18 protein-coding genes, 1 tRNA gene and 1 other annotated feature are annotated in these 18,913 nt (G+C 28.4%); of the genes, 2 read left to right on the top strand and 17 right to left on the bottom strand.

What is annotated here, in order from left to right:
* Positions 1 to 35: 35 nt before the first annotated feature.
* The 10 genes from HCG70_RS12985 to HCG70_RS12940 all read right to left on the bottom strand — a co-directional run bounded on the left by HCG70_RS12985 (position 36) and on the right by HCG70_RS12940 (position 9,845).
* Positions 36 to 977 (bottom strand): glycoside hydrolase family 25 protein, encoded by a 942-nt coding sequence (locus HCG70_RS12985; RefSeq protein WP_042398457.1) that lies wholly within the window; start codon positions 975 to 977, stop codon positions 36 to 38.
* A gap of 277 nt (positions 978 to 1,254) precedes the next feature.
* A complete protein-coding gene (locus HCG70_RS12980; RefSeq protein WP_042398460.1) occupies positions 1,255 to 2,166 on the bottom strand; it encodes a D-alanine--D-alanine ligase in 912 nt (303 codons plus the stop codon).
* A 196-nt stretch (positions 2,167 to 2,362) separates the two neighbouring features.
* The gene (gene nth, locus HCG70_RS12975) at positions 2,363 to 3,004 is read right to left on the bottom strand and encodes an endonuclease III (RefSeq protein WP_042398463.1); all 642 of its coding nucleotides are present in this window, start codon (positions 3,002 to 3,004) and stop codon (positions 2,363 to 2,365) included.
* 64 nt (positions 3,005 to 3,068) lie between these two features.
* Positions 3,069 to 3,773, bottom strand: coding sequence for a 1-acyl-sn-glycerol-3-phosphate acyltransferase (locus tag HCG70_RS12970; protein ID WP_221697854.1), 705 nt, complete (start codon positions 3,771 to 3,773; stop codon positions 3,069 to 3,071).
* 64 nt (positions 3,774 to 3,837) lie between these two features.
* A complete protein-coding gene (gene queG, locus HCG70_RS12965) occupies positions 3,838 to 4,812 on the bottom strand; it encodes a tRNA epoxyqueuosine(34) reductase QueG (RefSeq protein ID WP_042398469.1) in 975 nt (324 codons plus the stop codon).
* A complete protein-coding gene (gene epsC, locus HCG70_RS12960) occupies positions 4,813 to 5,406 on the bottom strand; it encodes a serine O-acetyltransferase EpsC (protein WP_042398473.1) in 594 nt (197 codons plus the stop codon).
* Between the two features lie 53 nt (positions 5,407 to 5,459).
* Positions 5,460 to 6,368: a cysteine synthase A gene (gene cysK, locus HCG70_RS12955; RefSeq protein WP_221697853.1), complete on the bottom strand. Its 909-nt coding sequence runs from the start codon at positions 6,366 to 6,368 to the stop codon at positions 5,460 to 5,462.
* Between the two features lie 54 nt (positions 6,369 to 6,422).
* Positions 6,423 to 6,664 (bottom strand) — a binding site (T-box leader).
* A 76-nt stretch (positions 6,665 to 6,740) separates the two neighbouring features.
* Positions 6,741 to 7,994 (bottom strand): magnesium transporter, encoded by a 1,254-nt coding sequence (locus tag HCG70_RS12950; protein ID WP_042398480.1) that lies wholly within the window; start codon positions 7,992 to 7,994, stop codon positions 6,741 to 6,743.
* 252 nt (positions 7,995 to 8,246) lie between these two features.
* A complete protein-coding gene (locus HCG70_RS12945; RefSeq protein WP_172676160.1) occupies positions 8,247 to 8,660 on the bottom strand; it encodes a hypothetical protein in 414 nt (137 codons plus the stop codon).
* A gap of 294 nt (positions 8,661 to 8,954) precedes the next feature.
* Complete coding sequence (locus tag HCG70_RS12940; RefSeq protein WP_055276292.1) at positions 8,955 to 9,845, bottom strand: YegS/Rv2252/BmrU family lipid kinase; 891 nt, start codon at positions 9,843 to 9,845, stop codon at positions 8,955 to 8,957.
* A 219-nt stretch (positions 9,846 to 10,064) separates the two neighbouring features.
* Here HCG70_RS12940 and pssA point away from each other — a divergent pair, with 219 nt between their 5' ends.
* On the top strand, positions 10,065 to 10,586 hold the full coding sequence (gene pssA, locus HCG70_RS12935) for a CDP-diacylglycerol--serine O-phosphatidyltransferase (protein ID WP_042398486.1): 522 nt from the start codon (positions 10,065 to 10,067) through the stop codon (positions 10,584 to 10,586).
* A 50-nt stretch (positions 10,587 to 10,636) separates the two neighbouring features.
* Here pssA and HCG70_RS12930 read toward each other — a convergent pair whose 3' ends face one another.
* From HCG70_RS12930 to recQ, 7 genes are all read right to left on the bottom strand, one after another.
* The gene (locus HCG70_RS12930; protein WP_055276296.1) at positions 10,637 to 11,035 is read right to left on the bottom strand and encodes a hypothetical protein; all 399 of its coding nucleotides are present in this window, start codon (positions 11,033 to 11,035) and stop codon (positions 10,637 to 10,639) included.
* A gap of 167 nt (positions 11,036 to 11,202) precedes the next feature.
* Positions 11,203 to 11,595 carry a hypothetical protein gene (locus tag HCG70_RS12925; RefSeq protein WP_042398490.1) on the bottom strand — a complete coding sequence of 131 codons (393 nt, stop codon included), beginning with the start codon at positions 11,593 to 11,595 and terminating at the stop codon, positions 11,203 to 11,205.
* Between the two features lie 13 nt (positions 11,596 to 11,608).
* Entirely contained in the window at positions 11,609 to 12,151 is a 543-nt protein-coding gene (locus tag HCG70_RS12920) for a rubrerythrin family protein (RefSeq protein ID WP_042398491.1), read from the bottom strand.
* 116 nt (positions 12,152 to 12,267) lie between these two features.
* Positions 12,268 to 13,638: a SpoVR family protein gene (locus tag HCG70_RS12915; RefSeq protein WP_042398494.1), complete on the bottom strand. Its 1,371-nt coding sequence runs from the start codon at positions 13,636 to 13,638 to the stop codon at positions 12,268 to 12,270.
* The gene (gene yhbH / locus HCG70_RS12910; protein ID WP_042398497.1) at positions 13,638 to 14,813 is read right to left on the bottom strand and encodes a sporulation protein YhbH; all 1,176 of its coding nucleotides are present in this window, start codon (positions 14,811 to 14,813) and stop codon (positions 13,638 to 13,640) included. Before yhbH ends, HCG70_RS12915 begins: the two co-directional genes overlap by 1 nt.
* A gap of 5 nt (positions 14,814 to 14,818) precedes the next feature.
* Entirely contained in the window at positions 14,819 to 16,741 is a 1,923-nt protein-coding gene (locus tag HCG70_RS12905; RefSeq protein WP_042398500.1) for a PrkA family serine protein kinase, read from the bottom strand.
* 214 nt (positions 16,742 to 16,955) lie between these two features.
* Entirely contained in the window at positions 16,956 to 18,710 is a 1,755-nt protein-coding gene (recQ, locus tag HCG70_RS12900; RefSeq protein WP_042398504.1) for a DNA helicase RecQ, read from the bottom strand.
* Positions 18,711 to 18,844: 134 nt separating this feature from the next.
* Here recQ and HCG70_RS12895 point away from each other — a divergent pair.
* Positions 18,845 to 18,913 (top strand) — tRNA-Leu (locus HCG70_RS12895).

Here is an 18,913-nt window from a genome sequence, read left to right as displayed (position 1 = left end):
GTTCGCTTAACTAAATCGAAGATTTAGAAGCTCACTTATATTGTAAAACTGCTTCTATTTTTTGATGTTTCACCATCTTTATCAAAGGCTTCAATACTTATTTTTATTGTTCCTTTTACGGTAAATGGTAATTGATTTATATTAATTGAAAAACTAGTATCCTTTGCATCTACTGTTCCTATCCAGTAATTATTTGCAAAAATATTATATCCAACTAAATCAGTGTCAGTATTCTTTTTCCAACTAACATTTAAAATATTTCCTTTTCTACTAACAGTAAGTCCTGCAACATTTCTAGGCTGAGTTAATAAATCTATACTATCTGGTCCCCAATTGGCATCTACTTTACTAGTAACTCCTCCTACTGTAGCTGATTCACTATATTGCCATACTCTCCATCTTGTCCATCCCCCTACATCAGGTGGAACTGGTGCATTGCCAGGAATTGCAGTATAATGAGCAATCCATAAAATCATATTCTTTAATGGATATCCTTCATTAGGTATATAAAAATTATTATACATTTCCACAAAGAATACACCTGTATAAAGCATCAATCTTCTTCTAGTCTTTTTCTCGAATCTTTTTCTAAATCTATCAATCCAATTTATCAATGCTGATGTAGAAATTGAGTTATCAGTAGGTGTTTCAACATCTAGTACTGGAAATAAATCTCCATAATCTTTTTCTCCAAATCCCTCTTGAAGTATATTTATAAAATCATCACATTGAGAATCAGCTGTAGTTAGATCATAACTAGGTACTCCAAAGTGGTATGCTCCAACTGGTATTTTTAAATTTCTAGCTTTACCTGCAAATTCTAAAAATTTCTTATCAACTCTAAACCGTCCTGAGGCTGACCCTGAAGATCTTAGGTATAAAAAGTCTATAGTTGTTGCAAGAACAGAAAAATCCACCCCTTGTGAATATTCATTAATATCTATACCAAATAGACTTTTATCAGTTCTATTTTGCATAAGCCCTCCAATAAATAAAATTCCTTAGTATTATACTATTTTAAAATTTATTTATTGTTACAAAGTTTTGATAGTTAACAGTTAATAGTGAATAATTAATAGTTAAGGTATAAACTCCTAATGGAGTTTTTAAAATATATATTTTTTAATTCAACTTATCTAAATTTACTCATTAACTACTAATTTAAAACCCATCTACCTTGGCCGCTAGAATCTTTCCGGAACCACAGGTCTGACCTGTGGTATTCTAAATACAATAAAAAAACTATTAACTATCTTAATGACTTCTTTTTACTTTCATAGATGTTTCTATAATCTTATCTAATAATCCAGAATAACTAATATTTATTGCTGCAGCACTCTTAGGGAAAAGACTTGCTGGAGTCATTCCTGGTAAAGTATTGACTTCTAATATATATGGTATTCCATTTTTATCTACTATCATATCAACTCTAGCATAAACTTGACATTTTAATGCCTTATAAGTATCTAATGCCATTTTCTCAACTTCTTTATGAAGATTTTCTTCTAGTTGAACAACAATTTCATCTGCTCCATCTGCTGCGTATTTTTGAGTATAATCAAAGAAATCTGAATGTGGTTTTATTGCTATAACAGGCCACATTTCACCATCAAATACAGGACAAGTTATTTCTTCTCCTTCAACAAACTCTTCAATCATTACTTCACAATCCCATTTTAAGCCTTCTTCAACTGCTGCTCTTATTTCACTTTTTTCTTTTACTTTAAATGTTGCAACACTTGATCCTCCATTAGTAGGCTTAACAAATACAGGATATCCCATTTCCTCAATCTTATCATAATCAATTTCATCAACAGACGAAACATTTATCCATCTAGCTGTTCTAATATCATTTGCTTTTAAAACTCTCTTTGTAAAATCTTTATCCATACATACGCCTGAACTAATTGGTCCACATCCTGAATATGGTATATCTAAAGTTTGAAGTACAGATTGAACAGTTCCATCTTCTCCAAATTTTCCATGAAGAGCTAATAAAGCAAAATCAAGGCCTTTAACTTTTGTTATTATATCTTCTTTATTATCTATTACTACAGGTATTACCTCATATTTAGTTTTATCTATTTTTTCTACTATAGAATTACCGCTTTTAAGTGAAATTTCTCTTTCTGATGAAATTCCTCCCATTATTACTCCAACCTTCATTCATTTCCTCCTACAATTGCATTTAATTTAATAATTATCTCTTTTAGAGCAAAATATATCTTTCTGATTTTATATAAAATTTTATATATTATAAAACATATTTTTGAATTCTAAAAAGAAAATAATTCTTTAATAATTATATCATATAAAACTTTTTATAATTACAAAGCTTGTAATCAATATATGCTTATAACATTTAATGTTTTTTTGCTTTTTGCTCTTTAAAATATTTGCATCTATTAGTAAATGGACACTCTCCACACTTTGGATTTCTTGCTATACACATTCTTCTACCATGAAATATCAACAGATGATGCGTAAGACTCCATTCCTTTTTAGGCAATTCTGCTTGTAATTGCTTTTCAACTTCAAGTACATTATCTGAATCTGCAAGTCCTAATCTATTAGACACTCTAAACACATGAGTATCAACAGCAATTGAAGGAACTCCAAATGCATTTGATAAAACTACATTAGCTGTTTTTCTTCCTGCACCTGCTAAACTCGTTATTTCATCCATAGTTCTTGGAACTTCCCCATTAAACTTACTTTTTAACTGATTGCACATAATTAATATATTTTTTGCCTTACTTCTATAAAGGCCTATTTGTTTGATTTTATTTTCTAACTCATCTATCGATAAAGTTAAAAATGCATCCACGTCTGGATACTCCTTGAATAAATCTTCAGTAACCTCATTTACCTTCTTATCAGTTGTTTGAGCTGATAAAATAGTTGCAACTAATAATTGAAATGGAGTTTCATGATTTAATTCACACTTTGCATCAGGATACATTTTTTTCAACTCTTCTAATATTATTTTAGTCCTTTGTTTCACCTTTCATTTCCTCCATTAATCTATAAATTTCTAGACTTAATAATCCACATATTAATATCTATAATTATTTATAAACGCCTCTATATTTCTCTGGAAGACCTTTTGCTATAGACTTCATTAAATAATTCAAGCATCTCTCATCATAATCATGCTTAGATTCTTCCTTATCTTTTTTAGGAATAATTACAGGCTCACCTATATTTACATTTACAACGGCATTATTCCATTTTTCTTGAGACATATCACCCTCTTTATTAATAGGTAATAATTTTTCCGTCCCACTTAATGAAATCGGAATTATGTTAGCTTTACTCATTCTAGCAACAAGTATAACTCCTTTTTGGGCTTCGATCATACTTCCAGTCCTACTTCTTGTTCCTTCTGGAAATAATACTAAATTCTCGCCATCTTTAAGAATTTTTATCATTCCCATTATTGCATCTTTATCTGCTGTATTAGGTTTTATTGATATATGTTTAACTACTTTTGTCCCTAAATTTGTTACAGGATCATTACTTAGCTTTACTCCAGCTACAAATGTTGGATCATAATCTTCCTTCAATACCTTTTCTAATATAAATCCATCTGAATTACTTAAGTGATTACAAATAAATATTTTAGCCCCATCTACTTTTTTAATATTTTCATATCCATTAACTTTTATCTCTGCATATTTATCTAAATATCCATCTATAGCTTTTCTAGCTATTTTAAACACTACTTTGTCTGGTAAAAATCTCATTAATTTTGCAGAATTTTTAGAAATCACATTTATTCCCCCTCACATAATCACTACTTATATTATATTTTATATACTAAAACTAAACAATTCTTTACTTATTTAATCTTTCAATATAATCATTTAAATAAGGTGAATCCCCTTTATATTTCTTTATATCTCTACCCTCATTATGTAATCTTATTATAGCATTTCTTTTAATTATATTTTTCCCCCTCCATCCACAGGAAGTAATTAATATATTTTCCTTAAATGCTTTATTATTAATTCCTGCATATATCTCACAATTTGATTCTTCCATAAAATCTAAAGGCTTAAATTCACCTATATTAGAAAACTTTACATCTTCATTATATGGACATTTATTTTGACACATGTCACATCCAAATATTTTTCCTTTTAAAAGCTTTATTTCTATATCTGAAAGATCCTTCTTTTGAGTTATATAAGATGAGCAAATATTTGGATTCTTTTTTATTTCATTTATAGATTTAGTTGGACATTCCTTATAACATATATCACATTGCCCACATTCCTTAAATTTTTCTATTTCATTAAAAACTCTTTTGTCTTTATCAAACAAAGTTAAATCTGTTATTATTTCTCCTAAAAAAACATAAGATCCATAGTCCTTAGTTATTATCATATTATTTTTTCCAATAAATCCAATACCAGCTAAATATGCAATATATCTTTCTGGTAATGTATTACTATCAACAAATGAAATTGCTTTCCCACCATTTTCACTTATCAACCTGCAAATTTCATCTAAATATTTTTTTACAACCCTATGATAATCAAGACCCTTTGTATATTTAGAAAATCCATTTTCAATATAGTTATCAACCCAAAGATAGGGAAAAGCTATTGAAATAATAGTTTTCCCCTCACTCATATACCACTTTGGATTTATTCTTTTTTCTATATCACTTTCTTCAAATTCATTTTCAAGCTTGTTATTTTTTCTATAATCGTAGAAATCATATAATTCATCAAATCTTCTACACTCAATAAATCCTATATTTTCTATTCCTATAGAATTACAATATCTTTTGATTTGTTCTTTCACCTATATCACCATATCATTATATATTTCTTTTTTTCTTCCTCTATAATCTTTGATTTCTATTATTTCTGATTTTTCTTCTTTAATTTTGATAATATTTTTAGCTGGAATACCTACTGCTGTTGCTCCTTCAGGCACATCCTTTAGTACTACAGAATTTGCCCCTACCTTAGAGTTACTTCCAATATAAATTGGTCCTAACACTTTTGCTCCAGCCCCAATAACAACATTATTACCAAGAGTGGGATGTCTCTTTCCTTTATCTTTTCCAGTGCCACCTAATGTTACTCCATGATATAAAAGAACATCATCTCCTATTTCTGCAGTTTCTCCTATTACTACTCCCATACCATGATCTATTACTAATCCTCTACCTATTTTGGCCCCTGGATGAATTTCTATACCAGTAAAAAATCTTGATATTTGGGATATAAGCCTAGCTAGGAAAAATAGTTTTTTAGTATAAAAATAATGTGCTATCCTATATGCAATTAGTGCATGTATTGTTGGATAAAGCAAGAAAACTTCAATTTTACTCCTAGCTGCTGGATCATTTTCCATTACTTTATTTAAATCATATTTTAAGTTTTTAAACAATATTTGCACTCCTTTCTTTCGTTAAAAATATTTGCAAAGCCTCTTTTAAAATATTAATCATAAATTCCCATAGAAATATACTTTTCTCCTCCATCTGGAGATAAAGCTAAAACTTTTTTTCCTTTTCCTAACTTTTTAGCAATTTCTATTGCTGTATATATTGCTGCACCTGAAGATATTCCAACTAATATTCCTTCTTTTTTAGCAAATTCTACTGCTGTTCTTATCGCATCTTCATCTGTAACAGGAACTACATTATCTACATACTCGGCTTTATAATTTTGTGGTATAAACCCAGCTCCTATTCCTTGTATCTTATGAGCTCCTGGCTTCTTTCCTGCAATCACTTGTGAATTACTTGGTTCTACAGCAACTACTTGTATACCATTTATTTTTTCCTTTAATCTTTTTCCAACACCAGTTGCTGTACCACCAGTTCCAACTCCTGCAACAAATACATCTAAATAATTAATATCATTAAATATTTCATCAGCAGTTGTTTCATAGTGCTTTTCTGGATTAGCTATATTTTCGAATTGTTGTGGCATAAAATATCCTTTGTTTTTAACTAATTCATTTGCCTTCTCTATTGCTCCTTTCATTCCTTTTGACCCTTCAGTTAATACTAATTCTGCTCCATAAGCTTTTATTAAATCTCTTCTTTCTTTACTCATAGTTTCTGGCATTACAATTACTACCTTATAACCTTTAAGTCTTCCTATCATTGCTAAACCAATACCTGTATTTCCACTTGTAGGTTCAACAATTACTGAACCTTCTTTTAATATTCCTTCTTTTTCAGCTTTTTCTATCATTCCTAAAGCAGCTCTATCTTTAACACTTCCACCTGGATTAAATTTCTCTAATTTTACATACACATCTGCACAATTTTCATCTACCATGCTTTTCACCTTTAATATTGGTGTGTTTCCTATTAATTCAATTGCTCCATTATAAATCATTTCTCTGCCTCCTAGAATTTAATTTTTAATAAATAAAAAAACTCCGTCTCTATATATAGAGACGAAGTATATTCGCGGTTCCACTCTAATTAAACCATCATAATAACAATGATTTCACTCATTCTACGGTACAATTAATACCTGAGCGCTATAACGGGCGCTACCGTAAAACCTTACTATTATTTCAGGCCTAAACTCCAAAGGGCACTTCATATAAATTACCGGTGAAAAGATCCCAGCTTCCTTTTCTCTCTGTAACCATCCTTTATACTACTTTCCTTTTTCATAGTTTTAATTCCGAGTATTTAACTAAACTTTATAATATAATTATATGCTTATCCCTGAAAATGTCAACAGATAATTTGAAATTTTTTACTTATTTTTCTTTTTCCACATTGGATATAGTACTTCATCTATTAAGTCGTGAGTATTTACAACTCCTATTAATACATCACTATTATCAACAACAGGAATAGCCATCAAATCGTATTTTGATGCTATTTCAACAGCCTCATTAATAGATTCATTATGCTTAAGTATATTTATATTTTCATTCATTACTTCTTTAGCTTTAACATTTGCTGAATTTAAAATAAGATCTTTTAATTCTATAATTCCAATTACCTTTTCATCTTCATCCTTAATAAAAATCGAATTTAATTCTTCATCTTCCGGATTACTTTCTCTTAATATATCTATTATTTCACCAATTGTTATATCTAAGTTAAAAGAAATAAAATCTTTACTCATTATACTTCCAACTGTTTCGTTTTCATATTTAAGAAGTTCTTTAACCTCTTCAGCATCTTCTGTTTCTAAGTTAACTAATATTTTTTCTCTTTCTTCATCATCTAACTCATCTAAAATATCAGCAATTTCATCATTAGGCATATTTTCTAATACCTCAACAGCCTTTGCTTCACTTAAATCTTTAATGATACTACTTTTATACTCTGGTTCAATTTCCTCTAAAGTATCTGCAGCTAAATCCTCATCTAAAGACTCAAAAATTTGTTTTCTAGAGCTTGCATCCAAGTTTTCTAATATATCCGCTAAGTCTGCTGGATGCAATGTTGATAATTTTTTATATGGTACTGAAATTTGAAGATTTTTATTAACCATTTCTAATGACTCAACATCATCCCACATTAATACTTTATCTTCATAATCCTTATTTATAATTTTATAAAAGAACTTACCTAATCCTTGACAATTCATTCTTCTAAATTTAGCAAGTGGTCCAGTTTCAACTGCTATTACTCTGTATTCACCTGCTATTTCAGCTATTCTTAAATCATCAACTCTAACAACTTGCTTACCATTAATATCAACAATTTTCTTATCTAATAAATTTCTTGATAATAAATACGAGTAAGTTCTTGGTAGTATTTCTTTGCTTCCTCTAGTCATAATCTTAACTTTATTATCATCACTATAAAAGCCTATACTCCTAAATTCATAGTGAAAAGTAACTCCATCCCTCTTGACTTTATAACCAATTACCCTTGGATAACCTTGCTCTGTTGTTACATAAATGTCTTTTAATTCCCCTAGTACATCATCGAATTCATCATATATCTTCTTTCCTAATATACTAGTAAACAAAAACACTGATAATCTTTGCATAAAAATCCTCCTCAACTAATAGAGGAGATTTAAAATATTAAATGTGTGTTTCCCCTCTATTACTTCTTATATTCAATTTTCTTAATTTAATACTCTGAGGGACACCCTCCATTTAATCTCACCACCATTTTTTGTATAAATTATAACTTTTTATTCGCAATAAAAAAGCCCTTCTTCGGGCATTATTATATATACTAATATTATATTAATCTCCCTCTAAAAGGCAATACTTTATATGATTATTATTTAATTTTATTTCTTAAAAGTTGATATAGCTTTATATGAACAACCAATCATTGCAAATTCACCCAATACTGGGTAAGGGAAAAGCTTTATTCCGCCCAAAAATAGTATAAATTCTACCACTGTTATCGCTAAAGAAATTAATAAAAATACCATTCCACTTTTATTACTATACGGCTTATCTAAAAATAATAGTGTCACAACCACCATTGATGACATTATTATTAAGTAAATCAAACTTGGAATTAACATATCTTTATAACTTACTATAAACCCAAATGTATTATCTACTCTTATATCTAACTTATAAAATAAATTAATTACTATATAAGTAAAGAATAAAATAATCATAAAGCTATAATTATAATCGAATTTTCTATTCTCATCTCTTAAAAATATATAAAAACTTGCTAATGCTAGCAACGGCATTCCAACAAATGTTAATTGCGTTAACTCCTTAATTATATATATGATTCGTTGATGCTGTACTATCCATAATGATAGCAATGACAAATATCTAATAACAATTATAGATAAGGTTATAAAATAAAACCTCTGTATCTTTACTGGACATTTTTTAGAATTTATTGATATTAAATACAAAGAAAAAATAATTATAAATAACAATATACATAAATAAATAAAGGCAATCACATCTTCTCTCCTTTACAAAAATACTATTATTTATAATTATTAATTGAATTTTATATTTATTCTTTAATTTTCTATATTAACACCTAAAATTTTCACTCCACCTTTTATACATTTTATATCAAGTGGAAAATCTGGTCCCTTTTCTCCATCAATATCAGTAACTATATCTTCGTTACATTCAACATATAAGTGTTTTGTTTTAAAATATATTACCTTATCAGAATCTAAATGCTCACCTTTTAATACCTTAATAAATAGAGGTATTAACTCATAAATTTGTACTGCTTTAAATACTATAACATCTAACATTCCATCTGTTGCATCTGCTCTAGATGCTAAATTAAAGTTTCCTGCAGTTTTACCATTAAACACTAACATAAGATACATATTACCTTCAAAATTAACTTCATCAGATTTTATGTTAACCTTAAGTGGTCTAAAATTAGGTAATTCTTCTATTCCTTTTAAGTAATAAGCTAACTTTCCTATAGTATTTTTTAAATTTACGTCTGTTTTTTGTGAAACGTCAGTAAAAAGCCCTGTACTAGCAACATTAACAAAGTATTTATCATTAATACTTCCTAAATCCACACTAGTTACACTAGAATTTATTATTTGCTTGCAAGCTTCTTCTACATCAAATGGTATTCCTAAAAACTTTGCAAAATCATTTGCTGTTCCTACTGGCAAGATACCTATTGGTAATGAAACTCCCTTTCTAGCCATAGCATTTACAACTGAATCTACAGTTCCATCTCCACCAGCAACTAAAATATATTCATATTCACTTGGTATAATGTCATCAAAAGCTGCATCTATGCCACATTCTTTTCTAATTCTATATGGTACTATAGTCATACCAGCTTCCTGATGTATATTAATTATTTCATCTAACTTAGATAAAATAACATTTTCTCCAGAATACGGATTATAAATTAATTTTACCTTTTTCATTGTACCCCTCCTAATTATATAAAAAAATTATACCACATAGTTTTAAATTAACCACCACCCGATATATCTTAGTTTTCTATATATAAAACCTGTTTATACCTTAAATATATAAGTATATCTCTCTTAATCTCTAGTTTTCTCTTTTCAATACAGTATTGTTAATTTTTTATAAAATTTATGCTATAATGATGATGTTAAGATTAACTTAGGAGTGATTATATGAGAAAAAGCAGTATTCCTAACATCTTTACTTTTATTAATTTATCATTTGGTATTTTATCACTATTAGCTACCTTTGAAAGTAACTACCAACTTGCTTGCATTTTTATATTACTTGCAGCTTTAGTTGACAGATACGATGGTAGAATAGCACGTTACTTACAGGTTTCAAGTGATTTAGGAAAAGAACTAGATTCTTTAGCTGATTTAGTTTCATTTGGTGTAGCACCATCTATATTAATATTTTTATTATTTGATTTTTATACACTAGGTCCTTCTAAAATATTTGGAATAATTCCACTATTATTATTCCCAATCTGTGGTGCTTTTAGGTTAGCTCGATATAATGCAAGTGAATTTAATGGAGTGTTTACTGGTGTTCCAATTACTGTTACTGGAAGCTTCTTAGCTTTATTTTGTTTATTTACTATTAATAAAAACATATCTGCACTTATTCCTTTTTTATTATTGTTATTAGGTTCTTATTTAATGGTAAGTACTTTAAAGCTAAAGAAATTTTAATTATTAAAAATATGGGCTATAGTTTTCTAATGAACTATAGCCCATAACTTTTAATCTTCAAACTCTTTTTGATGCTCTTCTTTATATTTTTTTAAAGCTTCATATTCTTCTCTTACAGATGCATCTTGAAAAAGTAATTCGTTGTCAACTTCAGTTAAAATCACACTACTATCTGTATTTTTTAATATATGATCTCCTACAAGAGCAATATATTTAAAATAGCTCTCCCCACATTCATCTAGTAATTCTATTACATGATCTATTATTTCACCTAAATTATCAGCTCTTTTTACTGCTACCTTAACATAGCTACTTCTTGCTTCATTAATATTATTTAGTTCAGCTGCCCCAGCAATTAATAATCTATATGAATTGACCATAGATTGTAATAATTGATTTAAATTACTTAAATCACCATAATACTGTTTCATTAATTGTTGGTATTTCATTTAATACCTCCATATATAAATTCATTAATACTCTATGGTTGTAACACTTCCCTACATTTAGGTAGGAATGTTACAACGGACATGCTCCTATACTAGGTCCCCTTTGGACATAACGAATTCTAACCTTAAGGTGAAATTAAAACTCCAGCTTAAGATAAAGATTCCATTTATTTTTCTTCGCACCCCTTAATAACTATATTATCTATAAATTCATCATCTATCTCTGAAAATATCTTTCCATTTTCTTTACACATTTTATATTCATCTTCTTCTTTTTTTAATGACATATAAATAGTGTTGTCTTTTTTTTCAATAGGCTTAATAACCTCTTCATTATTTCCACATTCACCCTTGCTCATTTCCACTTGTAGTATATCTTGTTTTTCATTTGCAGATTTACTATTTTCCAAAGTTTTACTCATGCTTTCACCTTTTGTTTTGCCTGTACTTTCTCTATATGAATTTGTGTCAAATTCTAAGTGATTATTCTCTTTATTTAGTATAAAACTATCACTAAATACTACTGGTACAAAAAACTCTTTAGGTATTGATATAAACATTTTTCTCCTCCTCTTATAAATCCTCTATTTCACAATAAGGTTTAAAATAAGCTCTAGGATATCCACATAATGGACATTTTTCTGGAGCTTCACTTCCTTCATGTATATATCCACAATTCATACAAACCCACTTTGATTCCCTTGGCCCAGCAAACATTGTTCCATCATCTAATTTGTCATACAACTCTTTAAATCTTTTTGCATGATCTTCCTCAACTTCTCTTAGTTCTTTAAAAAAATTAGCAATATCTATAAAACCTTCTTCTCTTGCTTCTTGTTCAAATTTTGCATAAATATTTTTAAATTCATCTGTTTCACCACATATAGCATCAACTAAATTTTCTTTTGTATTACAAACTAACTTTAAATAATCCTTATATACTCTTCTAGCATGAGCTAATTCGTTTAATGCTGTTAAATCAAAAATATTACCAACCCATTGATATCCTTCTTGTCTTGCTTTTTCTGCATATAAACTATATTTATTTCTCGCCCTGCTTTCCCCTGCAAATGCTCTATATAAGTTTTTCTCAGTTTTACTTCCCTTTAAATCCATGATTTTCTCCTTAAAAATATTCCTTATACTAAACTATTCAAAACATATAAAAATGATGAATTAAATCTGATAGTAATTCCTACTCCTCATCATTAATTCATCATTTTTTACACTTTTTAATTTACTGTAACTCTTCTGTCATTATCGCATACTATTTCTATACTTCTACCTTCTTTAGTTTTAGTATTCAATATTACTTTATGACCCCAAAGATCAAATAAATATTTAATTGTTTCCTTAGCATAAAGTAATTCTAATTCTCTTCCATCAAAAACATGCTCTAATGTTAAAGTTCCATCTCTTTTATTTAAGTCAGTTATTCTTATATAAGGTATAGATCCAACTCCACATGAATCAGACATAGTATCCCTAATACTCTTCCATCCTTGCTCATCTGATACTTCATCAACAACAAATTCAAAGCTCTTTTTAGCATATTGGAACAATCCTAATTCCTCACATAATTCTTGTGTTAAGTACTTACGTAAAAATGAATTGTCTCTTTCAATATATCTAACTTCAAAAATCTTATCTCTTCCATATCTCTTTTCTATATCCTCAAACACCTTAAAACCAACATAATATGGATTTAATCCACCTAAAGCTGGAGCAATTACATCATTATGACGTTTTATAAACTCAAAATGTAAACTTTGTGGTAATTCTAAGCTCTTTAAAATATTATAATGACAATAGCTTGCCCAACCTTCATTCATTATCTTAGTTTCTATTTGCGGAATAAAGTATTGCGTTTCCCTTCTTACTATTTTAAGAATTGATTTCTCCCATTCTTCTAAAGAACCATATTTAATGATAAATCCAATAACATCATCACAAGGCTCAATTGGAGTTTTACTTAAATCTGGCAATTTTATTTCTTCATCCTCATTTAAAGCATCCCTATTTTCAATTTTCCTATTATATTCATCTATTAAATTTGATTTTATCTCCTCATCACTTAACTCTTTAACTCCAACAACTCTTGGAATTTGGTATCTAAGTGCATGAGCAGCATCAAGTATTTTTTCTACCTTAGCATATCCTATACTTGGATCGTTAATATATCCTCTTATTATATCTGCATCTAATTTAAACATCTCTAAAGTATAATAAGCCTTAGTACCTTCTCTAAATAACCTATTATTCTTAAAGAAATCATTATGTCCATAAACATGAGCCATAGTTAATATCTGCAATAATAAGGTATTCTCATTCATTAAATATGCTAAAGATGGATTTGAATTTATAACCATTTCATAAGGTAATCCAGTTAAATTTAATGAATATAATGTTTTACTCTTTTCATATGCCTTACCATAACTCCAATGTGGATACTTTGAAGGCATTCCAACATATGCTTCATAAGCTAACATTTCATTAAATCCAACTATTTCAAATTCCTGAGGATAATAATCAAGCCCAAATTCTGTAGCTTTCTTTTCAATCTTCTCATTCCACTCTTCTAAATCTTTTAATGTGTACTCCATTATTCATCCTCCCTTAACTCCTTGCTAAGCATTAACTTAAGAGCATCCCATAAATTCTTCTTTTCCTTTACAATAACAGAGACAAATTTCTTATCTACTATTTCCTTATTGAATCTATAATACATTGTTGTTGAATAAGTTGATGGTAAAAGTTCAGCATAACCAAACATATTACTTACTTCACAAAGCTTTTTAACTGATTGAATTGCCTTTTCATTATCCTCAGACCAGTTATCTCCATCACTAGCGTATATAGGATATATATTCCATACTTCTGGTGAATACTTTTCTTCAATAAGTTTTAACGCTAAATTTAAACCACTTGATATATATGTTCCTCCTGATTCTGCTTTGTGGAAAAATTCATATTCGTTAACTTCTTTAGCAACTGTTGTATGAGAAATAAATTCAAAAGCAATATTGTTATACTTTCTTTTTATAAAAGTTGATAAAACAAAGAAAAATGATCTTGCTAAATACTTTTTAGTACTATCCATTGAACCTGATACATCCATTATAAAGAGCATAACAGCATTACTTTCTTTCTTAGGCTTTGTTTTTACTCTATAATATCTAATATCATCTTCTCTAAATGGAAATCTTTCTAATTCAGTATCTAATCCTGCTTCTTTTAAAGCTCTTATCTTCCCCTGCTTACGTGCAGTCTTTGCCATAACAGTCTTTTTCTTTGCAAGCCTTGGATTAATTCCATGCTTTTGATATCCTCTTTTTCTACTTGCACTTTCACTAATAATTTCAGAATACTTCTTTTTATCTAAATTAGGTAAATCCAAATCTTCAACTATATAATCCATCAATTCTTCTAACGTAATTTCTGTTTCATATACATCGTCGCCTTCAGAGTTACCTGCACCTTTATTTCCTTTTTTACCACTAGATTCAGCTGAACCTAATTTATCTCCACGTTTTTCTTCACCAGTACCGGTAGCAACACCTTTATTGTTGCTACCAAATACAAATTGATATTCCTTTATTCCTCTAATAGGAATTTTAAACTTTTTATTTTTAGTTTCACCTACTATACTTTCTTCTGAAAGTATATCTCCTAAGTTTTCTTTAATGGATTTCTCTACCAACTGCCTATGTCTTCTTCTATCTTCTATGCTTCTATCATGCTCAACAGGATTTGTTGTATTATCTCTAAATATAGCCATCCTTATCAATCCTTCCACAAATTGTTTGCTGCATATTTAAGAATTACATCACAGCAGTGTTGGCAATATCCATTCCTTTTCATTTCTTCAACCATTGCATTGTATTTTTCTGTTTGTTCTTTATCTCTAACTCTTGATTTAGTAACAATTCTAGATAAATCTTTAACTGATGCTATAAGTTTCTTTTCTATAGCCTCTTTTAATGGTTCATAAGACTTATAATCAATCTTAGATCCATTTCTTACTAAGTAGAACATATATGAAGTAACATCAGCTCTAAATCCCTTGCTTGATGCTTCAGATACTCCTATTTGTTCTTCTATACTTCTCATAAATTCTTCATCAGGATTTAATTCCTCACCTGTTTGTTCATCTTTTATTCTAGTCTTATTCACAAAAGCTTCTGCATTATCTATATAATTATTAAATAAGCTTTCAGCTTGTTCTCTAAATGAATGAATAAATGCCTTTGTAATTTCTTTTTCAAGTATCTTATTATACTCTTTACGTATTGTATCTTGAATAAAGCCTAAATATTTCTTCTTATCATCAGATGAAATATCCATATCTTTAACTGATTTGATAATACTTTCCATTATGCTTAAAGGATTAATACAATCAAACTCTGAATTAGAAAGAGCATTATCAATTGCTTTAATAATAAATCTTGTACTAATTCCCTTCATACCTTCATATGGGCCAGCCTCTTCTCTAAGCTCAACAATATCAACCTTCTTAGTTGTTCCCTTTTCAACTAAATCTTCACCATTATAAATCTTAAGCTTAGTAATAGGATCAACCTTAGCTGATGGTGTTAATCTAGAAAGTATTGCAAACATAGCTGCAACTTCAATAGTATGAGGTGCAATATGTGCACCAAAGTTACTCTTCTTTAAAATCTTTTCATAAATTTTTATTTCTTCTTCAAGCTCTAAACAATAAGGTACTTCTACCTTAACAATTCTGTCTAAGATTGCTTCATTTGTATGGTCTGATTTAAATTTATTCCATTCAGCTTCATTTGAGTGAGCTATTATAAGACCATCAAAATAAATCATTGAACCTTTACCTGGTGATGGTATAGATTTTTCTTGTGTAGCAGTTATTATTGTATGCAAATACTCAACATCATTTTTAAATACTTCGATAAATTCTACTAAACCTCTATTACCAACATTAAATGCACCATTTAATGAGAATATTCTTGGGTCATCTTCTGGATACATATCCATCTTTGAAATATCAACAGAACCAGTTAATATTGATGTATCTTGGTTATTTGGATCAACTGGTGGAACAACACCAATTCCTTTTCTTGATCTTATAGAAAATCCCTTTCTCTCAACTGGGAAATTTTCATATTCACCATTAAACTCATGAAGTAATCTATACTTACAAACTGGACATAAGTCACCTTCTATTTGTGTTCCTAACATTTTATTAAATTCATCTCTTAAATGATTTGGAACTAAATGTAAAGGTTCTTCATGCATAGGGCATCCTTTAATTGAATATATAGGTTCACAATGAACTAATGCACTTTTTAGTGATTCAACTAAAGAAGATTTACCTGCACCAACTGGCCCTACTAAGTATAAAACTTGTCTTGCTTCTTCACCCTTCATAGATGCAGAATGTAAGTAATTTACTATTTTCATTATAACTTTGTCTATTCCAAAGAAATCATCTTTGAAATATCCATATTTTTTAATAGTTTCATTACCATATATCTTTCTTACTCTTGGGTTTTCATCTGCTTTTAATACCTCAACACCTTTACTCATAATAAAATCATATAATCTCTTATGAGAAAGTTTTGCTACGTCTGGGTTTTTCTTCACTATCTCTAAGTAATCTAAAAATGTTCCTTCGAATTTTTCACTATTTCTATTTTCTCTATCTGTAATTATAAAGTCCTTGAAGTCCATAAACTCATCCCTCCCCTTAATTTAATATATTAATGACTTAAATAGTTATATTCCTATTTTTTAAAATTTACATTTCTCTATATTTTATATGTTTAAATTTCATAATTATTATTAAATTTAAGTATTTTTATTATTTTATTTATCTTACATAATAAATAAAAGCTCATGTAAATTTTTTAAATTTACACAAGCTTTTACATCTTTTATTAACTAATTATTTATTTAATAGATTTAATAAATCGCATCCATACTTTTTAAACTTCTTTTCTCCCATTCCCCTTATATCTAAAAGTTCATCTTCATTTTTAGGGTTTTTATTACATAATTCAATTAACGTTGCATCTGAAAAAATAATATATGGTTTTACCCCTTCCTTTATAGCCATTTCTCTTCTCCATCCTCTTAACCTATTAAACAATTCACTATTAATTACCTTTTCTTCACTTTCAGATGTTAATTTTAACATTACCTTCAATTGAGACTTTAAAATTTTATATGACTTCTCATTTAATTTAAGCATTGAATAAGTCCCATCTTTCAAACTTACATATCCATATTCAATTAGAATCTTTATAAAATCTCTTATAAATTTACTACTATAATCCTTCATTATTCCATATGTAGTTAATTCATTTAATTTATCATTTATTATTTTAGGTCCAGTCATCCCGCGAAGGATATCTATTAAAACTGATATTCCATACCTTTCTTTTGTTCTATATACACAAGATAATACCTTTTGTGCTTCTATTGTATAATCTCTAAGTTCATCATTATTTAAACAATTACTACAATTAGTACAATACTCTCTAACATTTCCTTCCCCAAAATACTTTAATATAAAACTTCTTAAGCACTCCTTGCTTTCACAAAAATCTATCATTTTTTGCAACTTTTTAATTTCAATTTCTTTCCTATTTAGTTGGACTGTTGTGTGAATTAAATATTCTAAAGTTCTTATATCTCCCCTATTAAATAACAAGTGACATTCTGATGTTAATCCATCTCTTCCTGCTCTTCCTATTTCTTGATAGTAACTTTCAATATTTTTAGGAATTGTAAAATGAATTATATATCTTACATTTGATTTATCTATTCCCATTCCAAAAGCATTTGTTGCTATCATTACATTTGAATTTTCATTTAAAAATTCATCTTGATAATATTCTTTTTCACTATCTTTTAACCCACCATGATATTTTAATACATTATATCCTAAATCTTTTAAGTAATAATATAAGCCATCAACCTCTTTTCTTGTGGCACAATAAATTATACCTGCCTCATTTTCCTTTTCTCTTATAATATCCTTTACTAACTCAAGCTTATCTTCCTCAATATGTAATTTAATTTCTAAATTTTCTCTATCAAAGCTGCCAATATATATATATGGATTTCTTAAGCCTAGAAGTTTAATTACATCTTCTCTTACTACTTCAGTTGCTGTTGCAGTAAAAGCTGTTATTATTGGTCTTACTCTTAAACTATTTATAAATTCAGCTATTAAACTATAGCTTTTTCTAAAATCATGTCCCCACATTGATACACAATGTGCTTCATCTATAGCTATTTGACTTATATTGAGAGCTCTTAATTTTCGTTTAAAAAACTCATTTTCTAACTTTTCTGGAGCTATATATAAAAGCTTAACCTCTCCTCTTTTGCAAAGTTCTATTATTTCATCACTTAATTCTAATCTTTGAGTACTATTTATATATCTTGCATTTATACCATTTGAATTTAAATTATCCACTTGATCCTTCATTAAAGAAATTAATGGTGAAATCACTATTGTAATACCTTTAAATAATAAAGCTGGTATTTGATAACAAATAGATTTTCCTCCCCCTGTAGGTAAAATACAAAAACTATCTCTACCTCTTAAAATATTGCTTATAATTTCATATTGACCTTTTCTAAAGGTATTATATCCATAATATTTATTAAGTACTTTAAAAACTTCATTCATTTAACTTCACCAGCTTTCTTAAATATATTAAAATACTATCACTTTTTATTAATACTAACATAAATTTTATTATTTTTAAATTTTCTATTGACATATTTATAAAATAATATTACAATAATCTTGCTTGCTGAAGTGGCGGAACAGGCAGACGCACAGGACTTAAAATCCTGCGGTAGCGATACCGTACCGGTTCGATTCCGGTC

Origin of the sequence: Clostridium sp. K04, assembly GCF_019734375.1 — a bacterium.
GTDB classification, from domain to species: Bacteria; Bacillota; Clostridia; order Clostridiales; family Clostridiaceae; genus Clostridium; species Clostridium saudiense.
The sequence above is the reverse complement of the archived record's forward strand: the minus strand, read 5'-3'. Positions and strand labels throughout refer to the sequence as shown.